Origin of the sequence: Leifsonia sp. NPDC077715 (genome assembly GCF_040686855.1) — a bacterium.
Classification (GTDB): domain Bacteria; phylum Actinomycetota; class Actinomycetes; order Actinomycetales; family Microbacteriaceae; genus Leifsonia.
Genome location: NZ_JBFBOG010000002.1, coordinates 537,759 through 554,361, shown reverse-complemented (window position 1 = coordinate 554,361; position 16,603 = coordinate 537,759). Strand labels below are relative to the sequence as shown.

General features: G+C 64.6%; 18 protein-coding genes. 7 read left to right on the top strand and 11 right to left on the bottom strand.

The window, feature by feature from the left end:
- Positions 1–72 precede the first annotated feature (72 nt).
- On the top strand, positions 73–1,464 hold the full coding sequence (locus AB0P25_RS09700; RefSeq protein WP_363806952.1) for a ParB/RepB/Spo0J family partition protein: 1,392 nt from the start codon (positions 73–75) through the stop codon (positions 1,462–1,464).
- A 58-nt stretch (positions 1,465–1,522) separates the two neighbouring features.
- Here the strand turns inward: AB0P25_RS09700 and AB0P25_RS09695 are convergent, their stop codons facing one another.
- The 7 genes from AB0P25_RS09695 to AB0P25_RS09665 form a co-directional block, all read right to left on the bottom strand.
- The gene (locus AB0P25_RS09695) at positions 1,523–1,825 is read right to left on the bottom strand and encodes a hypothetical protein (protein ID WP_363806951.1); all 303 of its coding nucleotides are present in this window, start codon (positions 1,823–1,825) and stop codon (positions 1,523–1,525) included.
- A gap of 531 nt (positions 1,826–2,356) precedes the next feature.
- Complete coding sequence (locus tag AB0P25_RS09690) at positions 2,357–3,607, bottom strand: alpha-hydroxy acid oxidase (protein ID WP_363806949.1); 1,251 nt, start codon at positions 3,605–3,607, stop codon at positions 2,357–2,359.
- A 30-nt stretch (positions 3,608–3,637) separates the two neighbouring features.
- Positions 3,638–3,961: an L-rhamnose mutarotase gene (locus AB0P25_RS09685; protein WP_363806948.1), complete on the bottom strand. Its 324-nt coding sequence runs from the start codon at positions 3,959–3,961 to the stop codon at positions 3,638–3,640.
- On the bottom strand, positions 3,949–4,614 hold the full coding sequence (locus tag AB0P25_RS09680; RefSeq protein ID WP_363806947.1) for an SGNH/GDSL hydrolase family protein: 666 nt from the start codon (positions 4,612–4,614) through the stop codon (positions 3,949–3,951). The genes AB0P25_RS09685 and AB0P25_RS09680 overlap by 13 nt, the downstream gene beginning before the upstream one ends.
- Positions 4,611–5,699 carry a Gfo/Idh/MocA family oxidoreductase gene (locus tag AB0P25_RS09675; RefSeq protein ID WP_363806946.1) on the bottom strand — a complete coding sequence of 363 codons (1,089 nt, stop codon included), beginning with the start codon at positions 5,697–5,699 and terminating at the stop codon, positions 4,611–4,613. The genes AB0P25_RS09680 and AB0P25_RS09675 overlap by 4 nt, the downstream gene beginning before the upstream one ends.
- Before the next feature lie 36 nt (positions 5,700–5,735).
- Positions 5,736–6,881 carry a galactonate dehydratase gene (dgoD, locus tag AB0P25_RS09670; protein WP_363806945.1) on the bottom strand — a complete coding sequence of 382 codons (1,146 nt, stop codon included), beginning with the start codon at positions 6,879–6,881 and terminating at the stop codon, positions 5,736–5,738.
- Between the two features lie 12 nt (positions 6,882–6,893).
- Positions 6,894–7,844 carry an NAD(P)-dependent oxidoreductase gene (locus tag AB0P25_RS09665; RefSeq protein WP_363806944.1) on the bottom strand — a complete coding sequence of 317 codons (951 nt, stop codon included), beginning with the start codon at positions 7,842–7,844 and terminating at the stop codon, positions 6,894–6,896.
- 11 nt (positions 7,845–7,855) lie between these two features.
- Between AB0P25_RS09665 and AB0P25_RS09660 the strand changes: the two genes are divergently transcribed.
- Positions 7,856–8,680 carry a FadR/GntR family transcriptional regulator gene (locus AB0P25_RS09660; RefSeq protein ID WP_363806943.1) on the top strand — a complete coding sequence of 275 codons (825 nt, stop codon included), beginning with the start codon at positions 7,856–7,858 and terminating at the stop codon, positions 8,678–8,680.
- Here AB0P25_RS09660 and AB0P25_RS09655 read toward each other — a convergent pair whose 3' ends face one another.
- Together AB0P25_RS09655 and AB0P25_RS09650 are read right to left on the bottom strand one after the other, a co-directional pair.
- Entirely contained in the window at positions 8,681–9,289 is a 609-nt protein-coding gene (locus tag AB0P25_RS09655; protein ID WP_363806942.1) for a bifunctional 4-hydroxy-2-oxoglutarate aldolase/2-dehydro-3-deoxy-phosphogluconate aldolase, read from the bottom strand. It lies immediately after the preceding gene.
- Positions 9,286–10,251 carry a sugar kinase gene (locus AB0P25_RS09650; RefSeq protein WP_363806941.1) on the bottom strand — a complete coding sequence of 322 codons (966 nt, stop codon included), beginning with the start codon at positions 10,249–10,251 and terminating at the stop codon, positions 9,286–9,288. Before AB0P25_RS09650 ends, AB0P25_RS09655 begins: the two co-directional genes overlap by 4 nt.
- On the opposite strand from AB0P25_RS09650, the gene AB0P25_RS09645 reads away from it, so the two are divergent.
- From AB0P25_RS09645 to AB0P25_RS09625, 5 genes are read left to right on the top strand one after another with little or no spacing between them, the layout of a single operon-like run.
- The gene (locus tag AB0P25_RS09645) at positions 10,163–11,122 is read left to right on the top strand and encodes an alpha/beta hydrolase (RefSeq protein WP_363806940.1); all 960 of its coding nucleotides are present in this window, start codon (positions 10,163–10,165) and stop codon (positions 11,120–11,122) included. The genes AB0P25_RS09650 and AB0P25_RS09645 overlap by 89 nt on opposite strands.
- A gap of 25 nt (positions 11,123–11,147) precedes the next feature.
- Complete coding sequence (locus tag AB0P25_RS09640) at positions 11,148–12,404, top strand: sialidase family protein (protein WP_363806939.1); 1,257 nt, start codon at positions 11,148–11,150, stop codon at positions 12,402–12,404.
- The gene (locus AB0P25_RS09635) at positions 12,401–13,177 is read left to right on the top strand and encodes a sugar phosphate isomerase/epimerase (RefSeq protein WP_363806938.1); all 777 of its coding nucleotides are present in this window, start codon (positions 12,401–12,403) and stop codon (positions 13,175–13,177) included. The genes AB0P25_RS09640 and AB0P25_RS09635 overlap by 4 nt, the downstream gene beginning before the upstream one ends.
- Entirely contained in the window at positions 13,174–14,037 is an 864-nt protein-coding gene (locus AB0P25_RS09630) for a fumarylacetoacetate hydrolase family protein (protein WP_363806937.1), read from the top strand. Before AB0P25_RS09635 ends, AB0P25_RS09630 begins: the two co-directional genes overlap by 4 nt.
- Positions 14,034–14,783, top strand: coding sequence for an SDR family oxidoreductase (locus AB0P25_RS09625; protein WP_363806936.1), 750 nt, complete (start codon positions 14,034–14,036; stop codon positions 14,781–14,783). The genes AB0P25_RS09630 and AB0P25_RS09625 overlap by 4 nt, the downstream gene beginning before the upstream one ends.
- Here AB0P25_RS09625 and AB0P25_RS09620 read toward each other — a convergent pair.
- Together AB0P25_RS09620 and AB0P25_RS09615 are read right to left on the bottom strand one after the other, a co-directional pair.
- Positions 14,780–15,745 carry an aldo/keto reductase gene (locus AB0P25_RS09620; RefSeq protein ID WP_363806935.1) on the bottom strand — a complete coding sequence of 322 codons (966 nt, stop codon included), beginning with the start codon at positions 15,743–15,745 and terminating at the stop codon, positions 14,780–14,782. The two genes, AB0P25_RS09625 and AB0P25_RS09620, sit on opposite strands and share 4 nt — an antisense overlap.
- On the bottom strand, positions 15,742–16,602 hold the full coding sequence (locus AB0P25_RS09615; protein ID WP_363808048.1) for an amidohydrolase family protein: 861 nt from the start codon (positions 16,600–16,602) through the stop codon (positions 15,742–15,744). The genes AB0P25_RS09620 and AB0P25_RS09615 overlap by 4 nt, the downstream gene beginning before the upstream one ends.
- Between the last annotated feature and the right edge of the window lies 1 nt (position 16,603).

Genomic DNA, 16,603 nt, shown 5'->3' with positions numbered 1-16,603 from the left:
CGCACCGCTCCCGCTCACCCTCGATCCCCTTGCCAGACAGGCGAACAAGAACAGTTGAAGGAGACAGAAACCATGAGCGACACCACAACGGGTGCGGGCACCATCGAACACGTCGACCCGCACACGCTCACCATCGAAACCAACGTGCGACCCACCGCACCGATCACCCCCGCCTTCGTGCAGTCCATCAAAGAGAACGGTGTGCTGACCCCGGTCCTCGGTCACCGTGGCGACGACGGAACGGTGACCGTCCGGGCCGGGCAGCGGCGGGTCTTCGCCGCCCGCGAAGCCGGACTCGCCACCATTCCCGTCTACATGGTCGATGGGGACGAGGAGACGACGGAGCGGATCGTGCAGCAGATGGTCGAGAACGACCAGCGCGAAGCCCTCACCGACGGCGACCGTGCCGCCGCGTTCCAACAACTCGCCTTCGAAGGCCTCAGTGTGACCGCGATCGCGCGGCGCACCGGCACCAGGCAGAAGGAGGTCAAGACCGCCCTCGCCGTCACCGAGAACCCGGTCGCGGCGTCCGCGATCCAGGAGCACCCGCTCACCCTTGACCAGGCGGCGGTACTGATCGAGTTCGACAGCGACGAGGCCACCCGCGCCGACCTCATCCAGGTCGCCACCACCAATCCGGCCCAGTTCGTACACGCGGCCCAGCGGGCGCGCGACGACAAAGCCCGCGCGCAGGTGAAAGCCGACGCGGAAGCCGAACTATCCAGGCACGGATATGCGGTCCTCGAAAACGACCCCGGGTACTACGACACCGAGTACACCCGCATCAGCGAGCTTCTCACCGCCGACGACCAACGCGTCACCGTCGACCACATCGAGAGCATCGACGGACGGGCCGCTTATGTTCGCGTCTACGCCGACGGGGACGCCAATGTCACCTATTTCGTCAAGGACGCGAAGGCGGCTGGCTTCCACACCTATGGCGGCCAGGCGAAGAGCGGGCCGATGACGGACGAGCAGAAGGCGGAACGCCGCACCCTGATCGCCAACAACAAAGCATGGACGTCGGCCGGGGTCGTCCGCCGCGAATGGCTCACCACCCTGCTCTCCCGGAAGACCCTGCCCAAGGACGCCCTCGTGGTTATCGCCCGAGGGCTCACCGTCCACCGGCACGCCGTCAGCGCCGCCACGCAGGGCGGCAACGACCTCGCCCACGACCTGCTCGGCATCGACCGGACCGGATACTTCGAAACCGACAAGCTCGCCGCGCTCATCGAACAGAGCCCGGCCAAGGCACAGCACGTCGCCCTCGCGATCGTGCTCGGAGCCTGCGAGTCGGTCACCAGTAAGCAGACCTGGCGGGCGCCGTCCCCCACCGACGCCGCCTACTTCACCCAACTCGCCGCCTGGGGGTACACCCTCAGCGACGTCGAGCAGATCGTCACCGGCGAGCAGCAGTCGAGCGCGGCGGGCGGCGCCGACCACCCTCGGGAGGACGACGAATAACCCGACCGACTGCGGGGCCCCGCCGTCAAGACGGGGTCCGCAGTCGTGCGGTTCAAGGTCAGCCCAGCACCCGGGCGGCCGCGGGAACCGGCGGCGGTCCCACGACCGGGCCACCACGCTGCGGCACCCGGTCGAACGCTAGAAACGGTACGCACGCTGTTTCCGCGGTCAGTGCTGCGAGCCGGCCGATCAGGGTGCGCGGGTCTGCGGCGATTGCCCACCCGTCTGCCGCGTACCGGGCGACGGTCTCCACGCACTCCTTCTTCTCCGCCGCGTCCGGGAACACGGACCCGACCACGCCGATCAAACCACCTTGCAGTTCCGGACCCATGTTGCTGGCGTCGATGACGAATACCCGCATTTCAATCACTCCCTGTCGATCGTTGTTGTTTGCCTTCCGGCGGAGAGATCGAGAGCGAGTGGGAGGGACGGGAGTGCCGGGACCGTGGAATACCGGAGGGAGCGCAGCGAGTGAGGATATGCCGCGAAAGCCCGGCACGGACGCACCGGGAACGAGCTACGATCGCCCCGCGGAAAGACAAACAAACCGGCAAGTGCAGCGCCGCCGCAGGCGGCTCCTCATGCCCTCACCAGCGCAGTCCTCGCACCGAGAAACTCGCAGTCGATCTCCGACGCCTGTGACGCGCTTATTTCTTTTGAGATCGGCTGGCTCCCGCGCGCGCAGCTGATGCACACGTCATGGGTACACGCCAGACAGGAAGGCACTGAAAGCCGCACGATATGGCTTTGCAATGCCGAGGCGATTGAAGCGATCAGCCCGATAACGGGGTTAGTGCCAGGCCCGCACGGAGACAGTGTGCGGGCCTGGCGCACGGGAGGGGAACCCGTGGATCGCTTCGTCCGCACCCACTGCGTCGAAGCGAACTCGTAACTACGACTGAACGTCGCGGCGCAGCGCTTGGAGGCGGGCAAGTTGGGTGACGTGGTGCGGACCGAGTTCGGCGAGGGTGCGCACCTGAAGGAGCTTCATGGTGCGGGTGATCTGGTCGGTGAGGATCTGGATGGCCCGGTCGACGCCTTCCCGGCCTCCGGCCATGAGCCCGTAGAGGTAGGCGCGCCCGATCAACGTGAACTTCGCGCCGAGGGCGTAGGCGGCGATGATGTCGGCACCGTTCATGATGCCCGTGTCGATCGCGATCTCGGTGTGGTGGCCGACCTCCCGGGCGACGTCGGGGAGGAGGTGGAACGGGATCGGCGCGCGGTCCAGCTGCCGGCCGCCGTGGTTGGACAGCACGATCCCGTCGACCCCGTGGTCCACCAGCCGCTTCGCGTCCTCGAGATTCTGCACGCCCTTGATCACGAGCTTCCCCGGCCAGAGTGCCCGGATTTCGGCGAGGTCGTCGTAGTCGATCGAGGGGTCCATCGCCGCGTTGAGCAGGTCGCCGACGGTGCCGCCGGTCGCGGAGAGGGATGCGAACTCGAGCTTGGGGGTGGTGAGGAAGTCGTACCACCACCACGGCCGCGGGATCGCGTTCACGATCGTTCCCAGGGTCAACTGGGGTGGGATGGAGAACCCGTTCCTCTTATCCCGCAACCGTGCCCCGGCCACTGGCGTGTCCACGGTGAAGAACAGCGTGTCGAACCCGGCAGCCGCCGCCCGCTCCACGAGCCCGTAGCTGATCTCCTTCTGCCGCATCACATACAGCTGGAACCAGTTCCGCCCGTGCGGGTTCGCCGCCTTCACCCCCTCGATCGAGGTCGTCCCCAGCGTGGAGAGGGTGAACGGGATGCCCGCCGCCCCCGCCGCACCGGCACCCGCGGTCTCCCCTTCGGTCTGCATCAACCTCGTGAACCCGGTCGGCGCGATCCCGAACGGCAACGCCGACGGACCACCCCAGATCTCACACGATGTATCCACCGTCGACACGTCGTGCAGGATCGAGGGGTGGAACTCCACATCCTGGAACGCCTGCCTGGCCCGCGCCAATGACAGCTCCCCCTCCGCCGCACCTTCGGTGTAGTCGAACGCGGCCTTGGGCGTGCGCCGCTTGGCGATCCGCGCCAGGTCCTCGATCGTGAGCGCCGACTCCAGCCGCCGCTTCTTCAGATTCAGCTCCGGCTTCTTGAACTGCATGAGTTCCAGCAATTCCGCCGGACGAGGGAACTGACGCGCTTTCACCATCTACCTATCTGATCGAGGACCAAAATTCACTCAGTCCATGTGGAAGATCTCGGGCAGCGACTTCCACCACTCGTCGTCGCGGCGGTCTTCGAGAGGGAGCTGCAAGGGCCCGCATAGTCGCAACCATGCCCGCGTAACCGGGTCCTCAGACAGCAAGCGGAGATCGGCTTCGTAGTCGTCGCCGACGTACTCCATGTAGGAGAACAGCAACTCCCCGTGTCTAAAGATCGAATAGTTTCGGATGTTGGACGCGGCAAGTGCAGCAAGGACTCCGGGCCAGGCGTTAGCGTGCAGCCGCTCGTATTCAAGCCGGTTCTCTTCCGGCAGTCCGATGGTCGAAGCTAGGCGGAGCATGGCGAACCGTCCGGTTGAATTGCACGCGTCACATTCGCTTCAAGCCATGCCCGGGCGATCAGCGCATGTCCGCGAGGCGTTGGGTGAACACCGTCCGGCGCTATCGCCTCAACGCCGTACTCGTCGGCTGCAGCAGCCAACATCTTGTGCGTGCGCACCACGGTGGCGCCAGTATCAGCAGCAATGCGCTCGATGACCCGTTGTTTGCCGGCCAGTTCGGCCAGCCACTCGGTCGGCTTTTCGACCTGCGAAACGAGGCAGAACGGTTCGAGGAGTGAAAGTCGCTTACCTCGTTCAATCACGGACGCCGCAAGTGACCGGTAGACGCGCTCAAACGAGGTGTCGTCCGTCGGATCATCGCTATCGAACCGTCTCCACACGTCGTTGATTCCGACCGCGATCGTGATCAGATCAAAGTCAATCTCAAGCACCTGGGTCTGCCACCGACGAGCCAGGTCCCGTACGCGGTCGCCGCCGACGCCCAGATTGGTCAGCGTCGTGGCGCCACCCAACGATGAGAGCTCTTTCGCGATGCAGGCGACGTAACCGCGCCCCAGCGATTCGGGGTCGTCGCGGTTGCGTCCCGCATCCGTGATCGAGTCACCGATGAAAACATACGTATGCGCCGTCATCTCCTGGCCCGTGACCTTCAATTCCGTGGATCCCAGCCGCCGGCTAGAAGCGGAGCAGGAGCCGCGGATGATTCGACAACCATGGGACTCTGTCGGGACGCAGAACCCTCTATTGCGAGCATTGTGTCGAGGACGTGGCAGGCGAGATCGCCGCTGGCTCGGTGCGGGCGATCCTCTCGAATTGCCTCCGCCATCTCGGCAACGCCGATGCCGCGGGTGAGGCCACCGGAGTCCACAGAGAATTCCTCCGGCTCAAACGAACCTGGTCGGTAGAGACGAAGGACGCCGCCGAACTGATTGGGGTCGGGGAACACGAGTGTTCCCTCGGTGCCGGTAATCTCGATGACACCAGTTCGCACGAGAGCCGAATCGAAGCTAAATACCGATTGGCCTGTTACCCCACCACGGAACTTGAGCTGCGCAGAGTAATGAGTGGCCGTCGTCACATCGAAAGGCGTGCCTGCCCGCGGTCCAACCTGAATCGTACGTTGCGCCCTGGACGTCGAGGCTGCGGCGTTCACACTCGCAATGGGCCCGAGTGCTTGGACTAGCGCGGTCAGATAGTACGGGCCCATGTCAAAGAGCGGGCCTCCACCCGCTGCGAACAGGAACTCAGGGTTTGGGTGCGATACCTCGGGTCCCGGCGTCATGAATGCGGTGTTTGCATAGACGGGTTCACCGATGACTCCGTCGCGGATAAGCTGCAGGGCACGCTGTACTCCGCGACCGAGGAAAGTGTCGGGAGCGCATCCGACTCGTACCCCTTGAGCTTCGGCCCTGGTAAGCAGTGCCCGAGCGCTGTCGCCGGATGTCGCGAGAGGCTTCTCGCTCCAGACGTGCTTTTGTGACGCGACGATTGACTCGGAAACCTCGGCATGTACGGCCGGAATGGTCAAGTTGATCACTATTTCAATGTCATCCCTGCCCAGCAGCTCCTTCGATGATCCCGAGTTTGCGATGCCGAACTTCTCTGCCTGGGCGCGGGCACGGTCGGAATCAAGATCGGCGAGGTAACGGACCTCCATTCCACGAAAGGACGTCAAGTTCGTGAGGTACTGATTGCTGATCATTCCGGTGCCGATGACACCGACTCCGATCGTTTGCATCTAAATCCTCCTTCTACTGTTCGATTTGCAACGCTGTCACCATTCAGCGAGTGCACCGTCGTCTGTTCGCCATGTGGGCGAGCGCCATCGATGACCGCGCAAGGCAGCTTGCGCAACCGCCGTCTCGTCGATGTCCACGCCGAGCCCTGGCTTCTCCCAAACCGGGATGGCGCCGTCGCGCAACCGGAAAGCATCGGGGTCGACTAGGTAGCTGGTCAGGTCCGCACCGACGTTGTAGTGAATTCCAAGGCTCGTCTCCTGGATCAGGAAGTTCGGTGTTGCAAAGTCGAGCTGCAGGCAGGCAGCGAAGGCGATGGGACCGAGAGGGCAGTGGGGTGCTATGTGGGCGCCGTAGGTCTCCGCTTGGGCGGCAATACGTCGCGACTCGGAGATTCCTCCCGCATGTGAGAGGTCGGGCTGAACGACCCCCACACCGGCTTCGAGAACCGGCCGGAAGTCCCACCGGGAGTAGAGACGCTCTCCGGTCGCGATGGGGGTGACCGTGCCTGCGACGATCGAACCGAGAGCAGCTCCGAGCTCCGGCACAACGGGCTCTTCGATGAACATGGGCTGGAACGGCTCGAGCAGCTGCGCCAGCTGGCGTGCCGCCGCTATCGAAAGTCGTCCGTGGAAGTCGACAGCGACTCCTCCGCTTCGACCCATGACATCCGAAACCGCGGCGACGCGCTCGACGATTTCGTCCAGCTCTCGAACGCTCGGATGTGCCGTAAGACGTCCAGACGCGTTCATCTTCACAGCGGTGAATCCTTGGTCCCGTCTGAGTTCCGCCTGTGCAGCGACATCGTCCGGATGGTCGCCGCCGATCCAGGAGTAGGTGCGGATCCGGTCGCGGACGCGACCACCCAACAGCTGGTGGACGGGTAGCCCGACATGCTTGCCGTAGATGTCCCAGAGCGCCTGATCGATCCCGGAGATCGCGCTCGAAAGGATGGGGCCTCCTCTGTAGAAGCCTCCCTTGGTGAGGACTTGCCAGGTGTCTTCGATCCGAAGTGGATCCGTTCCGATCAGGTAGTCCTCCATCTCCTCGATGGCCGCGCGGACCGTGTGGGCACGACCTTCGACGATGGGCTCGCCCCAACCGGACGGGCCGGTGTCTGTGTCGATTTTCAGGAAGAGCCATCGTGGTTCCACGAGGTATGTGGTCAGCGCGGTGATTTTCATCGTCGCCTGGCCTCAGTAACCGCGATCCGAGCGGACCATTCCGGCCAACAGGAGGGTCTTGCCGACTCCCCGCTGCAGGGAGAACGCGCGAACGTTCTGTTCTGTCCTTTGGGCGAGGAGTCGCCAGTATGAGCGCTCAGGATTAGCCGAGTGGGAGGTGACGATGACATTGGGAAAGTGCCAGAGCTCGTGGTCCTCCGGCAGGGGTTCGGGGTCGACGACATCAAGGCCGGCACCCGCTATTTGTCCGGCTCGGAGCGCAGTCACGAGATCGCCGGTCGCGACGAGATCGCCGCGGCCGACATTGATCAGCCAGGCGTCTTGGCGCATGAGGCCGAGCTCTGCGCTCGATATCAGGTGCCGTGTTTCCGGTGTCGATGGCGCCGCGAGGACTACGTACTCCACACGCGGCAGCCACTCGCGGAACGCTTCCCTGGGGACCACTTCATCCGCTCCTGGCACATCGTGCTGAGCGCTAACTACGGACCGCACGCCCAGCGCTGCGAGCATCGGGAGCAGCGCCGAGGTGATGCCCCCACCGCCGATGACAAGCGCTGTCACGCCCTCGACCTGAGTCGTCAGCTTGTCTTGCTGCCAATGCGGTTCCCGGATGTGACGCGGAAGGTTCCGCGCGGCGGCGAGCATAAGGGCGACGACGTGCTCTGCGACCGGTCTGCCGTATAGTCCAGCACTGCATGTGAAGGCGACCGGCAGATCGAACAGCCCTGCGCGCTGCCACGGCTCGACGCCCGCGTGGGGAAGTTGGACCCAGGCAATTCCGTCGTGGATGAGTTCGCGGAGCTCTTCGGGCTCGTCGGAACCGAAGTACACGATCGCTTCGGCGGCGCCGAGCGTTGAGAGCTCGCCCCCGCCGGCGATAACGGCGGCCTCAAGCTCAGGGACAGACGTTGGACCGACGAAGACGCGCGGTCGCGCATTATCGTCCAATTCGGCGGCGGTCATGTCGGAATAGTATGACTAAACTGACTTTTAAGTCAAAGGGGATTACGCGCAATCGTATTATTGATGCGATCGATCAACGGCTGGAGGCATGGATGAGCGCCCAAGACTTCCCGGCGGCGATGTCTCGCGTCGCCAACCATGGTGGGCGCCTGTTCGACCAGCTGGTCGAGGAGCTCGGCAGGTCCATAGTCCTCGGCGTGTTCCCGCCTGGCGAACCGCTGTCCGCCGACCGGATCATCGGAGAGTTCGGGGTGTCACGCTCGGTGGTCCGCGAAGTCTTCCGGGCGCTCGAGACCAAGGGGCTGATCGTGGCGCGTCCGCGGGTCGGGACTCGGGTCACCTCCCAGGAGAACTGGAACTTCCTCGACCCCCAGGTGCTGAACTGGAGACTGCTCGGACCTGAGCGTCAGAAGCAGATCTCCGAACTGTTCCAGACGCGCTCGGCGATCGAGCCGATCGCAGCGAAGCTTGCCGCGACCTCGGAGACAGCGGCGCTGATCGCGACCCTTGAGAGCGCGGTGTCGATGATGAGGAGTGCGCTCGAATCCCGGGATGTGCACGCGTTCACCGAGGCGGACGTTCTTTTCCACACCGTTCTCCTGCGCGCGAGCGGGAACATGATGTTCGTCCGCCTCGAGGGCGCTCTCCGGGCTGCGCTGCGTGCACGGGAGTCGATCTTCGTGCCGCTAACCGATCGCACCCGCCGCGGACTTGATCTGCATGACGCGCTCATCGCTTCACTTCGGTCCGGCGACGGACCGGGGGCTGAGTCGACGATGAGAACATTGCTCGCCGGGGCGCACGAAGAGGTCGACGGCGCCGTCCGCCCGCGGTAGTCACCTGTCGGCGCCGGCGATCGCGGCGGTCAACCGCCCGATCTCCCCTGGCCGACCCAGGCTCGATCCAACACCCAGAGCACGGGCTCCCGCCTCGATAAACGCGGCGGCGTTCCGCGAGTCGATGCCTCCCGTGGCGACAAATGACGCTTCAGGAAACGGCCCCGCCAGAGCCGTGAACCACTCGGGGCCAAGCGCATCCGCGGGGAATACCTTCATCCAGGTTGCGCCGAGATTCATGGCGGCTTGGACCTCACTCGGCGTCGCCACACCAGGCAGATGTGGCATCCCGAGATCAAGGCTCGACTTCATGACGTCGGGATCGAAGCCCGGCGAGATCGTGAAGGCCGCCCCCAGCTGACGAGCTCGCACGACACCGTCACGCGAAATCACGGTCCCAGCCCCCACGACCTCGCCCATTTCGCTCGCGAGCTCCGCGAGACGGACGAAGAGCCGTTCCGAAGCATCACTTTGCAGGGGAATCTCGACGATTCCAACTCGAGCTTTCCAGACGTCGTACGCGATTGGGCGGGCCACATCCCACTCCATTCCGCGCAAGATCGCGATGATGGGCTTCTGGCCAATGACACTGGTGAAATCGATCCTCATTGCCTTACCTTCCCGGCCAATCCACGCAGTAGCTCCAGAGTCTGCGCGTCGAACGGCGCCACATCCGCACTGCTTTGTAGCGCCACCGCGGCGACGATATGCCCCGCCGCGAGTTGCTCCGCGAGTCCGAGCCCGCTATCCCTGGCCCACAGGAAGCCGGCGACGAACGCATCTCCCGCCCCGACGGGCTCAACCACGTCGACGCTCAACGCTGGCGCGAAGGCCTGCTCGCGTCCAGCGAAGACATACGCACCGTTCGCCGCGTCCCGGACGACGACGGTCTCAGGGCCGTGGAGCAGCTCTCTCACCTCGATCGGCTCGTCGACCCGCCATAGCGCCCTGGCCTCATCGAGACCGACGGAGACGATGTCGGCGTTGTCGGCCAATGCCCGCAGCACGGGGGCCGCCTCGGACGTGCTCCAGAGACCGGGCCGATAGTTGACATCGAACGAGTAGACGGTGTTCGGGATCGGACGAGTCTCAAGGCCGAAACGGAGGAAATCGAGAGCGCCCTCCGACAGCGCAGCCGTGATCCCGGTCAGGTGCGTTACGCGGGGGCGCAACTCGGCGAGCGACTCCCACCAGCGGCGGTTCAGCTCCGAGCCCGCAGATCCCTTCCGGTAGTACCGAACGCGAGTTCCCGTCGGCCCGGGGTCCTTGAAGAACACGCCCGTAGGCGCAGTGCTCACCCGAACTCTCGATACATCGATTCCATCGGCGGCGAGCTCCGCCAGAATGCGCGCGCCGAATGGGTCATCGCCGACACCCCCTGACCACGCCGATCTCATCCCGAGCCTCGCAGCGTATCGAGCGACAGTGGACTCTGCGCCGGTCACCGAACTCGCGAAGCTCGCGGCCGCTCGCAATGGCCCGATGGGATCGGGCACCAGAACGATCATCGCCTCGCCCACCGCTAGGAGATCGGCAGTGCCTTGTGAGCGGTTGACCCGATCGGAATTCATACGTCATACTAATCACACTAAATCACTCGTAGGAAGAGAAATGGCTCGAAGCGGAACCTCGTTCACAAGAGTTGAGCTCGGCGTGGGCGGACGAGACGTAGAAGTGCGTATCTACTATCCCGAGGGGGACGCAGCGGATCTTGGCTCGCTGATATGGCTCCACGGAGGCGGCTTTCGGCATGGATCCCTCGACATGATCGAGTCCGACCTCGTCGCTCGGGAGGTCTCTACGATTTCCGGGCACGCCGTGATCTGTGTCGACTACGCGCTCGCGTCGGAGGCGGCACGGTATCCCACACAGTTGGTCGAGCTCAAGCATGTGCGGCGTTGGGTGTTCGACCACGGCCGGGAGTACGGGTTGGACCCGCAACAGGTCCGCATCGGCGGCGCAAGCGCCGGCGGGAATCTCGCAGCCGCGCTGACGCTGGCACTGCGAGCTGAGGAGTCCCGACCCGTCGGGCTAGCGCTTGTCTACCCAGTGCTCGATTGGGACCTCCCGCAGGATCCTCAGCTCGCGGCGCAGATCCCGCCGCGCACGCTGATCTCCGCTCGATCATTGGGGGCCATGTTCGAGGCATACACGGGAACGGACCTCAATCACATTCCGATCGGAGCCGTACCCGGTCGGTCGGCGGCGCTCTCTGCCCTCCCGAGCACTCTTATCATCACGGCCGAGCTAGACGCCGTCCGAACCTCAGGACGGAGGCTCGCCACGTCGCTTGCCGAACTCAGGGTCCCGCACGTACTGACGGAGATCCCCGGCGCCCTCCACGGATTCCTCGACGAGCAGGACTCCGTGGGCTTTCACGCTGCGGTCGATGAGATCGCGCGGTGGCTTGTCACCGAAGCCGAACTGTGTAAGAAGAACTGAACACAAACACATCGAAGGACAGCTCATGCCGGACTTGACCACGGAGATTAAACGCACGAAACCCGATTACACGGTTTTCGCGCCCGCGAGCACCGATCCCACGGGAGCAACGACCGGGAACGAGCACTTCCTTGTTGAAAGAGTGCCTGGGAGCGGGCTGATCGCAATCTGGACACAAAGCAGTATCGAGGGGGCGGACGACCAGCACATCGTATTCGCACACAGCCTCGACGAGGGCGTGACCTGGTCGCAGGCCACAACCATCGCTGGGCCCGACGCGTCAACGGGCAACGGAATGGCGAGCTGGGGTTTCCCACTCGTCTCCGAGCGCGGGCGCATCTACGTCGTCTTCAGCCGGCACACGGGCGTCAACGACATCTACACCCACACCACCGGGGTCATGACAGCGATTTACTCCGACGACGTGGGGAAGACATGGTCAGAGCCTGCCACCCTCGACTTGCCCCGCTCGATCTGGGACAACCCCGACCCTGCAGTCCCGTCGAATTGCATCGTGTGGCAGAAGCCCACACGCATCTCCAACGGCAAGCACTTCGTCGGCCTGACCCGGTGGGTGAGTCCGGCCCTCGGCGATGATCGAGTGGGGTCCGTCGTCGAATTCCTGCGCTTCCCCAATGTCGACCGAAACCCCGAGCCGCAGGACCTAGAGGTGGAGACCTTCTCGACGAACGGGGACGCGCTGCGCCTAGACGGGTACGTCCTCCAAGAGCCGAGCATCGTTCCCCTGCCTGACGGACGTCTCTTCTGCGTCATGCGTTCCAACGCGGGGAGCCCGTTCTGGTCGCAATCCTCGGATGAAGGCCGGAACTGGACCGAGCCGCGTCCGCTCCTCCAGCACGACGGTGGCCCGGTGATGCCTCACCCCCTCAGCCCATGCCCGATCTACGCGGGACCGGGCGGCGAGTACGCGTTCTTTTATCACAACCATGATGGGCACTTCCAACGATTCGTGCCGGCCGACTGGGAGCCGCATCGGCGCCCGATCTGTCTCGCCCGCGGACGTTTCAGGGCAGGAGCCGAGCAGCCCGTGTGGTTTTCCGATCCGTTCTATTTCATGGATAGCGGTGGCGTGAAGCTGATCCGTGAAGGGATGTCGCTCTACAGTTCTGTCACCGAGACCGAGGACGGAATCGTGCTGTGGTACCCGGACCGGAAGTTCTTCCTCCTCGGCCGCCGCATCACCACTGCGGAGCTCTCGGCGCTCGAGATCGTCGACCCTGCCGTCCCGGACAAGAAGTTCACGCTCGGGGTGATCGGATGACCGCGCAGGATCGGCTGATCGGCGCGACCAGGCGCGCGGCCGTTCAGCTTTTCACCGTCCGCGACGCTGTGGCGCAGAGCCTGGACGCGACACTCGACCGCCTCGCAGGTATCGGGTACCACGAGGTCGAGCTATACGACTTCGTCGATCAGCCTGCTCGATTCGCGCAAGCGCTCGCTCGGTCCGGTTTGCGAGCGCCGGTGGGGCACGCCCCGTTCCTACACCTGGACTGGGCGCAGATTTTCGATGCCGCCTCGACGCTCGGCCTGACGACGGTCATCAATCCGAGCAGCTCCGCCGCGTCATGGAGCGACCCTGACTACTCTCTCCGCCTCGCCGACACCCTGAACGACGCCGCCGACGAAGCGCGGGCCTACGGACTCACGGTCGGCTATCACAATCACGCCTACGAGTTCGAGAACAGGCGGGGTGACGAGCCCTCGTTCCTGGGATTCGCGCACAGGCTTGATCCTCGGGTGGTGCTCGAGGTCGACACCTACTGGGCTGCTGTCGGGGGCGTGAATGTCATTGAGCTGTTGAGGGAGCTAGGCGATCGCGTGCAGTTCCTGCACGTGAAGGACGGCCCGTTGACCAAGGTCGGTGCGGAGCAGCTCCCGCTCGGCGCAGGCATGATGCCGGTCGCGGGAATCCTGGCCGCAGCTCCACGCGCGCTGGGCATCGTCGAAATGGACGGGTACGCCGGCGGCGATGTCTTCGACGCTCTCGCCGAGAGTCTGCGATTTCTCGAGGACCACGGCTGGAGCGCTTCATGAGATTCGGGAGAATCGGTGCCGCAGGGTCGGAGATCCCTGTGCTGTGGGACGACGGCCGCTGGTTCGACTTGAGGACGATCACCGACGACATTGACGGAGCCTTCCTCGCATCGGGAATCGACATCGCCCGTGAACACTTCAGCCGCGATGACCTACCTGAGATTCAGCCGCTGGGAGGCCGGATCGGTGCCCCACTCGCCCGTCCGGGCAAGATCATCTGCATCGGGGTGAACTATGCAGACCACGCCGTCGAGAGCGGAATGGCGACACCCGACGAGCCGGTGGTCTTCATGAAGGACCCTGGAACGATCGTCGGACCACACGACGAGGTCCTGATTCCGCCCGGATCGACCAAAACCGACTGGGAGGTCGAGCTCGGTGTCGTGATCGGTGCAGAGGCAAGGTACCTCCGGTCGCCCGATCACGCAATCGACGTCATCGCTGGCTACGTGCTGTCGCACGACGTCTCGGAACGCGAGTACCAACTCGAACGCGGGGGCCAGTGGGACAAGGGCAAGAGTTGCGACACGTTCAACCCGCTGGGACCAGTTCTGGTCACACGCGACGAGGTCCCCGACCCGCAAGCGCTCGGCCTTCGACTCTGGGTCAACGGTACAGAGCGGCAGAAGGGTTCGACGTCGCAAATGGTCTTCGGCGTGAATCACATCGTCTGGTATTTGAGCCAGTTCATGGTCCTCCGGCCGGGTGACCTGATCAATACGGGCACCCCCGCCGGCGTTGCGCTCGGCCTTCCTGACCAGCCATACCTTCGCGCCGGCGATGTCGTGGAGCTTGAGATCGACGGGCTTGGAAGAGCCCGAAACCTCTTCATCGACACAAGGATTGCGGGAAGCGCATGAGTGAGTTCCACGGGTTGGTCGCCGCCGTGACCGGCGGCGCCTCCGGAATCGGGCTGGCCACGGCGGTTCATCTCGCTGAACGGGGTGCACAGGTGGCGGTACTTGACCTGGACGGCACGTCCGTCGGGCTTCCGCTCATCGGCTTCTCGGCCGATGTGACCTCCCGGTCATCTCTATCTCAGGCGTTCGCCGGGGTCGAAGACCGGTTCGGTCGACTCGACATCCTGATCAACAACGCCGGAATCAGTGCGGTGGGCACTGTCGAGGAGAACGACGACGACGAGTGGGCGCGCGTGCTCGATATCAACGTTGTCGGCATGGCGCGAACGTCGGCAATCGCCCTCCCGCTGTTGCGGCGTTCGCCACATGCCACCATCGTCAACGTCTGCTCAATAGCGGCATTGAACGGGCTCCCACGCCGTGCGCTCTATGGTGCATCGAAAGGGGCCGTGCTCGCGTTGACCTACGCGATGGCGGCCGATCACGTTCGCGAAGGCGTCCGTGTCAATTGTGTGAGTCCCGGAACCGTGAGCACACCGTTCGTCGACCGCATGCTGCAGTCCTTCCCTGATCCGGTTGCTGAGCGCGCAGCATTGGACGCACGCCAGGCGACTGGCAGGATGGTCACGCCGGAGGAGGTCGCGTCGGCGATCGCCTATCTCGCGAGCCCGTCGTCCGGATCGACGACAGGGACCGCGCTCGAGGTCGACGGCGGCGTCCACACGCTGCGCGTACGCCCTGCCTAGCCTGCGTGCGACCCCGCAGCCATCCAGGCTGGCCAGAAGTCGGCGTCGACCCCGTGCTCGTACAGGTCGAGGTTGCGTTCGACTTCGCTCGCATTCCGCATCCCGAGCACGACGCTCGCAACATAAGGGGAGGTCAGCGGGAAGGCGATCGCCGCAGCGGGAACGGTGATGCCGAATGATGCGCAGAGAGGCACGAGGGCTGCCACTCTGCGCCGTACGTCGGCCGACGCGGGAAGATATTCGAAGGTGGCGGTCGGGTCCGGAAAGTCGGTAGCGAGTATCCCGGAGTTGAACACTCCGGCGGCGATGATCGAGCGACCACTGCGTCGCGCTTCGGGGAGCGCTGCGACACCGGCCGATGGATCAATCAGCGTGTACCGGCCCGCCAGCATCGCCGTCGTTGCCCCTAGGGCGAATCCCTCGACGGTGGCTTCTGACGAGTTGGTTCCCGGTCCCGCCGCGCGGATCGTCCCGTGCGCCACCAGGCTGTTCAATGTCTCCATCGCCTCCGCAAGTGATTCCGGGTGATGCTGGTCGGGGTCGTGTACGAAGGCGATGTCAATGTGATCGACGCGAAGTCGTTCGAGGCTCTGTTGCAGCGACCGATGAATGCCGTCCCGGGAGAAGTCCCAAACGCGGACGCGCTCGTCGGGCACATCGAATCCCTCCGCGTCTCGGCCCTGTGGGTGCGCGTTGGGGACCAGGAGCCTGCCGACCTTCGTCGAGAGGACGTATTCCGAGCGCGGATACGGCGCCAGCGCGCGCCCAAGTCGTTCTTCGGCGAGACCGAGTCCGTAATGCGGAGCTGTGTCGAAGTAGCGCACTCCGCGCTCCCATGCAGCGTCGACCGCGCGGCGAGCATCGTCGTCAGTCACAACGGTTCGAAGGTTGCCGAGCACGGCGGAGCCGAACCCCACCTCTGTGAGGACGATGTCAGTGCCACGGACATGGCGCACCTTCATCGATCGCTCAGCCGATAGACGTCGACGGCCGTGCCCGCCCAGAACCGCTCCGATTCGTGCGGCGACAGGTCGCACATGAGTTCGGTTGCTATCGCCAACCACTGCGCATAGGAACCATCGCGTAGGACGAGGGGCCAGTCCGACCCCCACATGAGACGGGCGGGGCCGAAGCTCGACAAGGCCGCGTCGCGGATCCGTCGACCGTGGACCTCCTGAGTCGATCTCTGCAGGGCGGAGAGCCGGAGCCCTGAGAACTTGGCGGCCGCGTTCTCGGCGGCGGCAATGGAGACAAGAATGCGCTCCCACGCCTTGAGCACGGCTGCATCGACGGGCGGATAGCCGAGGTGATCGAGGACGAACTGGACGTCGGGCAGCGCCTGAACGAGATCGGGGATGGACGGAAGCTGCTGGGCGTTGACGACCAATTCCAGGGCGAGCCCGGCTCTGCCGACGGCTGCGATTCCTCGCCTGACGTCGTCGCGTTCCAGCCAGCCGGCGTCTGGTTCGAGGTGGGTCAAGTGACGCACCCCGACAAGCTTGGCGCCTCCTGGTCCGGCCCGGAGATCTGCGATCTGCCGACCGATGTCTGTGCCTGCGAGGTCGATCCATCCCACCACGCCCGCGGCACCCGCCCATGCGGCGACATCGAGCAGCCAGGCTGTCTCTTCCTTGGTGTTCACCGTCTGGACGAGGATCGCACTGTCGATGGCTGCAGACAGCAGGAGTTCGCGGTGCTGCTCGGGCCCGAAGTCTCGGGCGAGCTCGGGCATCGTGACCGGGTCGATCCACGGCTGCGGGGTACGAGAGAGTTCCCACAGGTGCTGATGAGCGTCCAGGATCACCCGGTCGCGACGCATG

Bases quoted from the DNA above. Each gene is read 5' to 3' on its own strand.
- AB0P25_RS09640 (WP_363806939.1), top strand. From the start codon at position 11,148: ATGCCGGACTTGACCACGGAGATTAAACGCACGAAACCCGATTACACG.
- AB0P25_RS09665 (WP_363806944.1), bottom strand. From the start codon at position 7,844: ATGACCGCCGCCGAATTGGACGATAATGCGCGACCGCGCGTCTTCGTC.
- AB0P25_RS09675 (WP_363806946.1), bottom strand. From the start codon at position 5,699: ATGCAAACGATCGGAGTCGGTGTCATCGGCACCGGAATGATCAGCAAT.
- AB0P25_RS09685 (WP_363806948.1), bottom strand. From the start codon at position 3,961: ATGCTCCGCCTAGCTTCGACCATCGGACTGCCGGAAGAGAACCGGCTT.
- AB0P25_RS09615 (WP_363808048.1), bottom strand. From the start codon at position 16,602: ATGCGTCGCGACCGGGTGATCCTGGACGCTCATCAGCACCTGTGGGAA.
- AB0P25_RS09695 (WP_363806951.1), bottom strand. From the start codon at position 1,825: ATGCGGGTATTCGTCATCGACGCCAGCAACATGGGTCCGGAACTGCAA.
- AB0P25_RS09700 (WP_363806952.1), top strand. From the start codon at position 73: ATGAGCGACACCACAACGGGTGCGGGCACCATCGAACACGTCGACCCG.
- AB0P25_RS09645 (WP_363806940.1), top strand. From the start codon at position 10,163: ATGGGATCGGGCACCAGAACGATCATCGCCTCGCCCACCGCTAGGAGA.
- AB0P25_RS09690 (WP_363806949.1), bottom strand. From the start codon at position 3,607: ATGGTGAAAGCGCGTCAGTTCCCTCGTCCGGCGGAATTGCTGGAACTC.
- AB0P25_RS09660 (WP_363806943.1), top strand. From the start codon at position 7,856: ATGACTAAACTGACTTTTAAGTCAAAGGGGATTACGCGCAATCGTATT.
- AB0P25_RS09655 (WP_363806942.1), bottom strand. From the start codon at position 9,289: ATGAGGATCGATTTCACCAGTGTCATTGGCCAGAAGCCCATCATCGCG.
- AB0P25_RS09625 (WP_363806936.1), top strand. From the start codon at position 14,034: ATGAGTGAGTTCCACGGGTTGGTCGCCGCCGTGACCGGCGGCGCCTCC.
- dgoD (WP_363806945.1), bottom strand. From the start codon at position 6,881: ATGAAAATCACCGCGCTGACCACATACCTCGTGGAACCACGATGGCTC.
- AB0P25_RS09620 (WP_363806935.1), bottom strand. From the start codon at position 15,745: ATGAAGGTGCGCCATGTCCGTGGCACTGACATCGTCCTCACAGAGGTG.
- AB0P25_RS09630 (WP_363806937.1), top strand. From the start codon at position 13,174: ATGAGATTCGGGAGAATCGGTGCCGCAGGGTCGGAGATCCCTGTGCTG.
- AB0P25_RS09635 (WP_363806938.1), top strand. From the start codon at position 12,401: ATGACCGCGCAGGATCGGCTGATCGGCGCGACCAGGCGCGCGGCCGTT.
- AB0P25_RS09650 (WP_363806941.1), bottom strand. From the start codon at position 10,251: ATGAATTCCGATCGGGTCAACCGCTCACAAGGCACTGCCGATCTCCTA.